Consider the following 10364-nt stretch of genomic DNA (forward strand, 5'->3'; position numbering starts at 1 on the left):
CACCGGCGGCCGGGAGCGGGGAGGGGCCCCGGTCCCGCGCCCGACCCGCGCGGTCGCGCCGCTGTGCCGCTCGGGGCACGGGTGGGCCCGGGCGGGCGCGGTCCTCGCGTGCGCACGCGCCGGCCCCGTTCCGCGGAGGCCGGACGCCCCGCGGAACGGGGCGGGGCCGCGGGTCAGAAGACGACCAGCGCGCGACCGCCCTTGCCCGCGGTCATGTTGTCGAACGCGGACGGGATGTCGGCCAGGCCGATGCGGTCGGTCACCAGCATGCCGAGGTCCAGCCGCCCCGCGCGGACGTGCTCCGCCAGCACCGGCAGGTCGCGCGCCGGGTCGGAGTTGCCGTAGACGCAGCCGGCCAGCGTGCGCCCCCAGTGGAAGATCTCCAGCGCGTTGAAGGTGACCTGCTGGTCCTTCCCCCCGATGCCGACCACCGTCGTGCGGCCGCCCCGCCGCGTGGACTCCCAGGCGGTGCGGATGGTGGCCGCGCGTCCCACGCACTCCACCGCGACGTCGACGCCCTGCTTGCCGGTGAGTCCGCGGATCTCCCGGGCCGTCCGCTCGGAGGCGACCACGTAGTCCGTCGCGCCCGCCGCCCGCGCCAGTTCCTCCTTGGCCGGGGAGACGTCCACCGCGACGATCCTCGACGCCCCGGCGATCCGCGCCGCCTGGACCGTGGCCAGGCCCACCCCGCCCACGCCGTAGACCGCCACCGTCTCGCCCTCCCGCACCCGCGCCGCGTGGTGCACGGCGCCGTAACCGGTGAGCACCGCGCACCCCAGCAGCGCCGCGTCGGCCAGCGGGATGCCCTCCGGCAGCGGCAGCACGGTGTCGGCGGCGACCACCGCCTCCTCGGCGAAGGCGGCCACGTTCAGCCCGGGGTACAGCTCCAGCCCGTCCGACGCCCGGCGGGCGTAGGGGGCCAAGGCCCCGTCCAGGGAGCGGGCGCACAGCCAGACCTCGCCCAGTTCGCAGGACGGGCAACTGCCGCAGGACGGCGACCAGTTGAGCACCACCTGGTCGCCCGGCGCGACGTGGGTGACGCCCTCCCCCACCTCCGTCACGGTGCCGGCGCCCTCGTGGCCGAGGACGGCCGGCAGCGGCACCCGCATGGTGCCGTTGGCGATGGAGAGGTCGGAGTGGCACACCCCGGCGGCGGCGAGCCGGACCCGGACCCGGCCGGGGCCGGTCTCCGGCAGCTCCACCTCGGTGACTTCCAGCGGCGCGCCGATCGCGGGCGCCACGGCGGCGAGAACCATGGGATGAACGCTCCTAGAACTGGAGGGACTTGGTCTGGAGGAACTCGGTGAGCCCGTGCGAGCCGAGTTCCCGGCCCACCCCGGAGTGCTTGTAACCGCCGAAGGGGGCCAGCGGGTTGAAGCGGCCGCCGTTGATGTCGACCTGGCCGGTGTCCAGACGGCGCGCGAAGGCGGCGGCCTCGGCCTCGTCGTCCGCCCAGACCGCGCCGGCCAGCCCGTACACGGTGCCGTTGGCGATGCGCACGGCGTCGTCCTCGTCCTCGTACTTCAGGAGGGACAGGACCGGCCCGAAGATCTCCTCCTGGGCGATGGTCATGCCGGGGGTGACGTCCGCGAAGACGGTGGGGCTGACGTGGAAGCCCTTCTCCCGGGGCGCCTCGGGGCCGCCGGCCACCAGGCGGGCGCCCTCGGCGACGCCCTTCTCGATGTAGCCGCGCACCCGCGCCTGCTGCTTGGCGTTGACCAGCGGCCCGATCCGGTCGCCGTACTTGGCGGCGGCCTGCGCCGCCAGCTCCACGGCCTCCTCGTACCGGTCGGCGTGGACCAGCATCCGGGTCCAGGCGCTGCAGGTCTGGCCGGAGTTGGCCATCACGTTGGCGACGCCCACCGCGACCGCCCTGCCGAGGTCGGCACTGGGCAGGATCACGTTGGCGGACTTGCCGCCCAGCTCGAGGGCGACCTTCTTCAGTCCGGCCCCGGCGGTGGCGGCGATGGAGCGGCCGACCGCGGTGGAACCGGTGAACGACACCATGTCCACCCCGTCGTGCTCGGCCAGCGCCTGCCCGGCGACCGGGCCCAGCCCGGTGACCAGGTTGAAGACACCGGCCGGCACCCCGGCCTCGTCGACCGCTTCGGCGAAGAGCTGGGCCGTCAGCGGGGTGTCCTCCGCGGGCTTGAGGACGACCGTGCAGCCCGCCGCCAGGGCCGGGGCGACCTTGGCGACGATCTGGTGCAGCGGGTAGTTCCACGGGGTGATCGCGGCGACCACGCCGATCGGCTCCTGGTACACGGTGGAGTTGCCGACCTTCTCCTCGAAGGGGAAGGAGGCGGCCAGCTCCGCGTAGGAGCCGCAGACCGCGATCGGCGAGGCGGCGTGCACCTTCTGCGAGAACGGCAGCGGCGCGCCCAGCTCGGCGGTGACGGTCTCGGCGATCTCGTCCTTGCGGGCGATCAGCACGTCCCGCAGGGCGCCCAGGCGGGCGGCGCGCTCGGCGGGGGGCGTGGCCGCCCAGGCGGGCAGCGCGGCGCGGGCGGCACGGACCGCCGCGTCCACGTCCTCGGCGGATCCGGCCGGCACCTGGGCGATGACCTGCTCGTCGGCGGGGTTCAGGACGGCGATGGTGTCGGGCCCGGCGGCCGCCCTCCAGGCCCCGTCGATGTACATGCCGTCGTGTGCCTTCATCAGTGCGTCCTCCCAGGCGGGCAGCTGCGTCCGCCGCTCAAGTTAGCGAGCGCTTGCTCGGGCGCGCCAGAGTGAGCGGCGGCGCTCTGGGAGGAGAGACAAGGTTCACACCGCGATCGGCGGCAGCCGCACAGGCGCCCGCACGGCGGCACGGGTCTCCGCGCGGCGCCCCGGGCACCCGCACGCCGCCGCGGGGAACGCCGACGCCGGCCTCCGCTGCGAGCCGTGGGAACGACGGGAGTGTCGTGAGCGCAGCGGAGAACCGGCGGTGGGAGGGGAGCGGCCTGCGGCTCAGCGCCCGCCGAAGAGCGAGCGGGTCAGCCGGCGCAGTGGCGCGAAGAGCGACACCCGCTGGACGCGGTGCGCCGTACCGCGCTCGCGCGGCACGTCACGGGCCGTGAGCTCGCGCATCAGCGAGGTGGCCTCCACCGTCTCCTGCTGGGGTATGGCGGGGCCCGAAAGCACCGACAGATGGCGGTCGAGGCGCGAACTGCTCGCGCTGCTGCCGCAGGTGATCGCAGGGACTCGCGCCCTGCTACGCATCGTTATCTGATCCATGACACTCCCCACCCGTACGAGTCCACCCGGCCCGGGCAGGGCAACCCTATCGCCCTTGGTGGGGGATGGCGCATCTCGATCACAGAATTCACCTTTTCCGCAAGACGGTTGACAACTCCTCACCCGAGGAATGAAGTTTCAGGGCGAGTTGGACAACCGGCACAGCGGCCGGCTGGACCTCGGCACCAGGATCGCAGGTCACCGCGGGTGAAGCCGGTCGCGCATCCCCCGCCCCGTCGGCGGGCAGAACACCGGGGAGGCCACGCCCCGGCAGTTCCCGTACCCCCGTGAGGCGTTCCGAAAAGCGTTCCCGTGGTGAACCGGTGACCCGGTCCTGGAGAGAGAGGTCGGCCATGACGGAGGAACCGGACGCGCAGCGCCTCGTCTCCGGCCGTTACCGCCTGCTGTCACCGCTCGGCAGCGGCGGCATGGGCACGGTGTGGCGGGCCCGGGACGAGGTGCTGCGCCGCGAGGTGGCCGTCAAGGAGGTCCGCGCCCCGGCGGGGCTGCCGGACGACGAGGTGGAGCGCATGTACGCCCGGCTGGAGCGGGAGGCCTGGGCCGCGGCCAGGATCTCGCACCGCTCGGTGGTGACGGTCTACGACGTGGTCACCGACGCCGGGCGCCCCTGGATCGTGATGGAGCTGGTCCGCGGCCTGTCCCTGTCCGACGTGCTGGAGGCCGAGGGCGCGCTGTCGCCGGCCCGGGCGGCGGCGATCGGGGCGGACGTGCTGGCCGCGCTGCGGGCGGCCCACCGGGTGGGCGTGCTGCACCGGGACGTCAAACCGGCCAACGTGCTGATCTCCAACGACGGCCGGGTGGTGCTCACCGACTTCGGCATCGCCACACTGGCCGGCGACACGGCGCTGACCCGCACCGGCGAGGTGATCGGCTCACCCGAGTACCTGGCGCCGGAGCGCGCCCTGGGGCGCCCGTCGGGCCCCGAGGCGGACCTGTGGTCGCTGGGCGTGCTGCTCTACGCGGCGGTCGAGGGCAGTTCCCCGTTCCGGCTGGACACCCCGCTGTCCACGCTGCGGGCGGTGGTGGACGAGCCGCAGGCGCCGCCCCGCTGGGCGGGGCCGCTCGCCGGGGTGATCGACGGCCTGCTGCGCAAGGACCCGGCGGAGCGGATCACCGGGGAGGAGGCCGAGCGGCAACTGCGCCTGGTGGCCGCGGGCGGCGCCCCCGGACCCGCCGCGCCCGCCGGCGCCACCGCCGCGACGGTCCCCCTCCCGCCCGGCGACGCGTCCGCGCTCCCCGGGACCGGGCACCGCGCCGCCGCACCGCCTCCTCCCCCGCACCCCTTCGACGAGGGGCGGCGCCGGGACGACGACCGCGGCGGGGACGGCGCGAGGACCGCCCTGGTGGTCGGCGTGCTGGTGCTGGCCCTGCTGGTGGCCGGGCTGGCCTGGAAGCTGGCGGACCGGGAGGACGACCCCGCCGATCCCGGCGCCTCGGTCACCTCGGGCGCCTCCGCCCCGGACCCCACGCCGTCGTCCGAGGAGAGCGGCACGCCGGGCCCCACGGCCTCCGGGACCTCCGCGAGCCCCGGCCCGTCCCCCTCGACGCGGCCGCCCCAGTCGGTGAAGGTCACGGTGGCGGGCTCGCACACGGAGTACGGCGGGTCCTGCCCGCCGCCGCCGGACCGGCTGCCCGCCCTCACCGCCTCGTTCACGGTGGGGCGGCTGCCGGCCGAGGTCCGGTACCGGTGGGTGTCCGACGACCTCGGCGAGGTGCTGGACGAGGGCTGGCGGACGCTGGCCTTCGCCGAGGGCGGGGAGACCACCCGGGAGGAGCGGATCCGGCTGGACCTGGAAGGCGTCGGGGGGACGCTCGAAGGGGCCGTGCGCGTCGAGGTCGACGAGCCGGTCGGGGCGGCCTCGAACTCCGTCGGCGTCGCCGTGGTGTGCGCGTCCCCGGAACAGTCGGAGGACCCCTCCCCGGAACCGGGCGACGGGGACTGAGCCGGCCCCTGACCCCGGACCCCTGACCTCGGATCCCGGACGCCGGGGAACGGCGCCGGCGGACACCGCGTCCCCCGGGCCCGTCGCGGGGCCCGGGGGACGCGGTCGGCCGGAGGGGCGTCAGTCGTTGGCGTTCAGCACGGGGAGGTAACCGCCCGACTGGCCGGCCGCCTTCGGGTGGTAGGACTCGCCGATGGACGTGACGTTCACGCTGTGCAGCCAGGAGTCGCCGGAGCAGAGCTCGTGTCCGGTGAAGGGGGGACGGACGTCGCCGAAGCGGAACCCGTAGGCCGCCGCGCGTCCCGACGTGGTCGAGTTCAGCAGGTCGGCCGCCTGGTTGATCGCCGTGCGCTTGGTGTCGGAGAGGCCGGCGCAGATCGCCGCCACGTCGTAGAACTTGGGGTAACCCATGACGACGACACGGGCGTTGGGCGCGCGGTTCCTGATGTCGGCGTACAGGGCGTTGAGGTTCCCCGGCAGCGTCGAGGTGATGTAGTTGCGCGCCGTGGCGATCCGGTTGAGGCAGGTCGTGTCGGAGCTGATCACACAGGTCTGCATGACGTCGGCGAACCCGGCGTCGTTGCCGCCGGCGCTCACCGAGACCAGGGCGGTGGAGGAGTTGAGCGGGGCCAGCTGGGTGCTGCGCACCGAGCTCGTCGTCGCGCCGGAACAGGCCATGAAGGAGAAGCCGGACGGCTGGTTCGCGTTGGCCCACAGCTGCGGATAGGCGAGGTTGCTGCGCTTGCAGGTCCCGCTGGACGTCTGATAGCTGCCCGCCCCCACTCCGGACGAGTAGGAGTCGCCGAGCGCGACGTACGCCCCGGCCGCCTGGGTCGACGCCTGTGCCGCGGCGGCGCCGGTGAAGGCGAGGGTCACGGCGAGGAGGAACGAGCTCACAACTGCGGACGCGCGGACACGTCTCATGGGGGCCTCCATGGTCTGTGGATCTCCTGCGGGAACTGTGACAGCTACGCGCGTTGACGGGAAGTGCTCATGTCAAAAAATCCGTGCGGTGACGCTGCTTTTCTCCGCGGAAGCGGAATGACGGCACGGGAAGGGACGATGATTCCGCATCGATTCCTGACGAATGGTCAGACGCGGCCCATTCGAAGCGATTCGGTTCCAGGGCGGGGGGAAACGGGCCGACCGCCACACGCCCCCCGGCGCCCCGGACGGGCGACGGGGGGCGCGCCGGGGACGTCAGTCGTTGGCGTTCAGGACGGGGAGGTAGCCGCCCGACTGGCCGGCCGCCTTCGGGTGGTAGGACTCGCCGATGTTCGTCCAGTTCACGCTGTGCAGCCATGAACTGCCGGAGCAGATCTCGTGCCCCGCGAAGGTGGGGCGGACGTCGCCGAAGGCGAACCCGTGGGCCGCCGCGCGCCCGGAGATGACCGAGTTCAGGTGGTCGGACGCCGCGTTGATCGCCGAACGCTTGGTGTCGGAGAGGCCGACGCAGACCGCCGCGACGTCGTAGAACTTGGGGTAGCCCAGGACGACGACCCGGGCGTTGGGAGCACGGTTCCTGATGTCCGCGTACAGGGAGTTGAGGTTCCCCGGCAGCGTCGAGGTGATGAACGACCGCGCCGAGTTGATCCGGTCGAGGCACACCGAGTCCGAGCTGACCACACAGGTGGTCATGACGTCCGCGAATCCGGCGTCGTTGCCGCCCGCGGTCACCGAGACCAGGGCGGTGGACGGGTCGAGCGGCCCGAGCTGCGAGCTGCGCACCGAACCCGTGGTGGCTCCCCCGCAGGCCACGAACGCGAACGACGAGGGCGCGTTGGCGTTGGCCCAGAGCTGCGGGTACGCCTTGGTGCTGCGTTTGCAGCTGCCGCTCTCGGCCGTGTAGCTGCCGGCCCCGACGCCGGAGGAGTAGGAGTCGCCGAGTGCGACGTACTCTCCGGCCGCCTGGGCGGACGCCTGCGCCGCGGCCGCGCCCGTGAAGGCGAGACCCACGGAGAGGAGGAACGAGCTCACGACGGCGGACGTGCGGAAACGTCTCATGGTGGAGCCTCCCTTTTCTGCAGTTGTCTCTGCATCAACTGTGGTACCAGCTACACGCGTTGACAGGAAGTGCCCCCGTGGAGGAACTGCGGGGCCGCCGCCCCGCCGGACGGCGGTTCCCGGCCCGATTTCCGATGAATCATCAGTTAACGCACGTCACTCGCGAATTCGGCATCTTGACCGCTGTCCCACCATTGCGTCAGATTGGGCGCGTCATACGGCGCTTGGGTCGGTAGACGGACGGAACGCCTCAACCCGGCAAACCGTCGGACAACCTGTCAGGTGTTGCGATTACCGACCAATTGCCAATACGGTCATACATCTCATACGCACCGGTCCGTCGTCGTGCGGTTCAGGGGAGGGCTCGGAACCAGGACGGACAGGGGCGGTCGCGCGGTAGGGGGGTGCTCGATGACACGACCGGTCCTCGAGTCGTGCCGCGCGCCCGGGTTCCGGCCGACGGGGCCCGGACGGTTCCACAGGCTCACCCGGCACGCGGGAAGATCCCTTCCGGCATGCCGTGGGTGAGAACCCCCCTTTCGAACCGGACTCACAGCGGCCGCCGGGGGGCGGTCCGCCGGACGAGAGGGACCAGACCCATGAGCGCAGTGCTGCCCCCGGTCACCCCGGGGCCCGACACGCGTGCGGCGGCCGGCCGGTACCGGCCGATCACCTCGCACCTGGCCATCGCTCCACCGGTCAGCGTGGTGATTCCCGCCATGAACGAGGCGGAGAACCTTCCGTACGTCTTCAAGACCCTGCCGGACTGGATCCACGAGGTGGTCCTGGTCGACGGCGACTCCACCGACGGCACCGTGGCCGTGGCCCGTGAACTGCGGCCGGACGTCAAGGTGGTGCGGCAGACCGGCAAGGGCAAGGGGGACGCCCTGATAGCCGGGTTCGCGGTCTGCACCGGCGACATCGTCGTCATGGTCGACGCGGACGGCTCGGCCGACGGCAACGAGATCGTCAGCTACGTCTCCGCCCTCGTCTCCGGCGCGGACTTCGCCAAGGGGTCCCGCTTCGCCAACGGAGGCGGCACCGACGACATGACCTTCGTCCGCAAGCTGGGCAACCGCCTGCTGTGCGCGGCCGTCAACCGGAAGTTCGGCGCCCGCTACACCGACCTCTGCTACGGCTACAACGCGTTCTGGCGCCACTGCCTGGACCGGATCGACCTGGACTGCACCGGGTTCGAGGTCGAGACCCTGATGAACATCCGCGTCGTCACGGCGGGCCTCAAGGTGCAGGAGATCCCCAGCCACGAGTACCTGCGCATCCACGGCGTCAGCAACCTGCGGGCGGTCCGGGACGGGCTGCGGGTGCTCCGGGTGATCCTGCGGGAGCGCTCCGACCGCCGCGCGGCGCGCGGGCGTCCACGCCCGTCGCCGATGCCCGGCGCGGCGTCCGGTGAGGCGTCGTGACGGGGCCCGTCGCGCCCGGCGGGAGCGGGCTGCCCGCGGGCCCGGCGCTGCCGGGGATATCGGTGGTGGTCTGCGTCTACACCGAGGACCGCTGGGCGGACATCCTCGCCGCGGTGGCCTCGGTGCGGGCGCAGTCCCGGCCCGCCCTGGAGACCCTGCTGGTGGTCGACCACAACCCGGTGCTGCGGGAGAGGCTGGGGCGGGAGTACGAGGACGATCCCTCGGTGCGGGTGGTCGCCAACGCGGGGCCCCGCGGCCTGTCCGCCGGGCGGAACACCGGCATCGCCGAGGCCCGGGGGGAGGTCGTCGCCTTCCTGGACGACGACGCGGTGGCCGGCCCCGGGTGGCTGCGCCACTTCGCCGAGGCCTACGGCGACCCGCGGGTGATGGCGGTGGGGGGCCGCACCGAGCCCGCGTGGGCGTCGGGCCGCCGGCCGGCCTGGTTCCCGGAGGAGTTCGACTGGGTGGTGGGCTGCACCTACCGCGGCCTGCCGCCCGGCCGGGTGCGGGTGCGCAACGTGCTGGGCGGCAACGCCTCCTTCCGGCGCACCGCCTTCGACGCGGCCGGCGGCTTCGCGACGGGGATCGGACGGGACGGCGGCCGGCGGCCGCTGGGTTGCGAGGAGACCGAGCTGTGCATCCGCCTCACCCGCGCGCTGCCGGGGGCGGTGCTGCTGATCGACGACCGGGCGGTCGTCCGCCACCGGGTGCCCGCGGCCCGGGAGCGGTTCGGCTACTTCCGGACCCGGACCTACGCCGAAGGACTCTCCAAGGCGCTGGTGGCCCGGAGCGTCGGCGCGGACAAGGGGCTGGAGTCGGAGCGCCGGTACGCCGCCCGGGTGCTGCCCGCCGGGGTGGCCCGCGGCCTGGGGGACGCGGTGCGCGGGCGACCGGGAGGGGCCGGCCGGGCCGGGGCGATCGTGGCCGGCGCCCTGGTCACGGCGGCCGGCTACCTGGCCGGCACGGTGCGGGCCCGGCGGGACGGCGGGAGGTTCGTGATCCCTCCCTCCCCCGTCGCGGCGGCGAAGGGTGACGGACCGTCCGGGAAGGGGGCGGCCTGACGTGCCCGGACACCGAGGACACCACGGACGGGGCGGACCGGGCGGGCCGGACGCGGACCTGGCGGTCCCGGTGCTCATGTACCACGCGGTCACCGATGCGCCGGCCGCGGCCACGCGGGCGCTGTCGGTCACCCCGGCCGCGTTCGCGGGCCAGCTCGCGGTGATCGCCGCGGAGGGCTGCACCCCCGTGGACACCGCCACGCTGGCCGCCGCGTGGCGCCGCGGCGGACCGCTGCCCGAACGGCCGGTGCTGATCACCTTCGACGACGGGTACGAGGGCGTCCACCGCCACGCGCTGCCGGAGCTGGTCCGGCACGGCTTCCCGGCCACCGTCTTCGTCACCACGGGCTGGCTGCGGGGCGAGCACGACGTCGGGGGCGCCCCGGACACCATGCTGGACTGGGACCAGGTCCGCGAACTCGCCGCCCACGGCGTGGAGATCGGGGGGCACAGCCACACCCATCCCCCGCTCGACCGGATCGGCGACGAGGCGCTGGCCCGGGAGCTGGGCCTGTGCCGCGCGATCGTCGCCGGCCGGCTCGGCTCCGCGCCCGTCTCGTTCGCCCATCCCTACGGCCACTCCACCCGCCGGGTCCGCCGGGCGGTCCGGGAGGCGGGCTTCGCCCAGGCCCTCGCCGTCGGCAACGGCCTGGCCCGGCGGGCGCAGGGCCCCTACGCCCTGCGCCGGGTGACGG

The 10364-nt window shown here is 74.0% G+C and carries 9 protein-coding genes; 4 read left to right on the forward strand and 5 right to left on the reverse strand.

Features of this window, described 5'->3' with window-relative positions:
• Positions 1–173: 173 nt before the first annotated feature.
• The 3 genes from A2U95_RS24575 to A2U95_RS24585 all read right to left on the reverse strand — a co-directional run bounded on the left by A2U95_RS24575 (position 174) and on the right by A2U95_RS24585 (position 3216).
• The gene (locus tag A2U95_RS24575) at positions 174–1256 is read right to left on the reverse strand and encodes a zinc-binding dehydrogenase (RefSeq protein WP_166026865.1); all 1083 of its coding nucleotides are present in this window, start codon (positions 1254–1256) and stop codon (positions 174–176) included.
• Positions 1257–1269: 13 nt separating this feature from the next.
• Positions 1270–2658, reverse strand: a complete 1389-nt coding sequence (locus A2U95_RS24580) for an aldehyde dehydrogenase family protein (RefSeq protein ID WP_166026867.1) — start codon at positions 2656–2658, stop codon at positions 1270–1272.
• Positions 2659–2949: 291 nt separating this feature from the next.
• Positions 2950–3216 (reverse strand): hypothetical protein, encoded by a 267-nt coding sequence (locus tag A2U95_RS24585; RefSeq protein ID WP_166026869.1) that lies wholly within the window; start codon positions 3214–3216, stop codon positions 2950–2952.
• A gap of 353 nt (positions 3217–3569) precedes the next feature.
• Between A2U95_RS24585 and A2U95_RS24590 the strand changes: the two genes are divergently transcribed.
• A complete protein-coding gene (locus A2U95_RS24590) occupies positions 3570–5180 on the forward strand; it encodes a serine/threonine-protein kinase (protein ID WP_166026871.1) in 1611 nt (536 codons plus the stop codon).
• Between the two features lie 120 nt (positions 5181–5300).
• Here A2U95_RS24590 and A2U95_RS24595 read toward each other — a convergent pair whose 3' ends face one another.
• Both A2U95_RS24595 and A2U95_RS24600 read right to left on the reverse strand, forming a co-directional pair.
• On the reverse strand, positions 5301–6104 hold the full coding sequence (locus A2U95_RS24595) for an SGNH/GDSL hydrolase family protein (RefSeq protein WP_166026873.1): 804 nt from the start codon (positions 6102–6104) through the stop codon (positions 5301–5303).
• Positions 6105–6380: 276 nt separating this feature from the next.
• The gene (locus tag A2U95_RS24600) at positions 6381–7184 is read right to left on the reverse strand and encodes an SGNH/GDSL hydrolase family protein (RefSeq protein WP_166026876.1); all 804 of its coding nucleotides are present in this window, start codon (positions 7182–7184) and stop codon (positions 6381–6383) included.
• 599 nt (positions 7185–7783) lie between these two features.
• Here A2U95_RS24600 and A2U95_RS24605 point away from each other — a divergent pair.
• The 3 genes from A2U95_RS24605 to A2U95_RS24615 all read left to right on the forward strand — a co-directional run.
• Positions 7784–8608 (forward strand): glycosyltransferase family 2 protein, encoded by an 825-nt coding sequence (locus A2U95_RS24605; RefSeq protein WP_166026878.1) that lies wholly within the window; start codon positions 7784–7786, stop codon positions 8606–8608.
• 65 nt (positions 8609–8673) lie between these two features.
• A complete protein-coding gene (locus tag A2U95_RS24610) occupies positions 8674–9669 on the forward strand; it encodes a glycosyltransferase family 2 protein (RefSeq protein ID WP_206283052.1) in 996 nt (331 codons plus the stop codon).
• A 1-nt stretch (position 9670) separates the two neighbouring features.
• Positions 9671–10364, forward strand: a 694-nt coding sequence (locus A2U95_RS24615) for a polysaccharide deacetylase family protein (protein ID WP_240958013.1), incomplete at its 3' end; no start/stop codon positions are given.

Source organism: Streptomyces chilikensis, from assembly GCF_001642695.1.
GTDB lineage: Bacteria > Actinomycetota > Actinomycetes > Streptomycetales > Streptomycetaceae > Streptomyces > Streptomyces chilikensis.

Excerpts from the sequence above, each read along its gene's own strand:
- A2U95_RS24575 (WP_166026865.1), bottom strand. The coding sequence starts at position 1,256 with ATGGTTCTCGCCGCCGTGGCGCCCGCGATCGGCGCGCCGCTGGAAGTC.
- A2U95_RS24580 (WP_166026867.1), bottom strand. The coding sequence starts at position 2,658 with ATGAAGGCACACGACGGCATGTACATCGACGGGGCCTGGAGGGCGGCC.
- A2U95_RS24585 (WP_166026869.1), bottom strand. The coding sequence starts at position 3,216 with ATGGATCAGATAACGATGCGTAGCAGGGCGCGAGTCCCTGCGATCACC.
- A2U95_RS24590 (WP_166026871.1), top strand. The coding sequence starts at position 3,570 with ATGACGGAGGAACCGGACGCGCAGCGCCTCGTCTCCGGCCGTTACCGC.
- A2U95_RS24595 (WP_166026873.1), bottom strand. The coding sequence starts at position 6,104 with ATGAGACGTGTCCGCGCGTCCGCAGTTGTGAGCTCGTTCCTCCTCGCC.
- A2U95_RS24600 (WP_166026876.1), bottom strand. The coding sequence starts at position 7,184 with ATGAGACGTTTCCGCACGTCCGCCGTCGTGAGCTCGTTCCTCCTCTCC.
- A2U95_RS24605 (WP_166026878.1), top strand. The coding sequence starts at position 7,784 with ATGAGCGCAGTGCTGCCCCCGGTCACCCCGGGGCCCGACACGCGTGCG.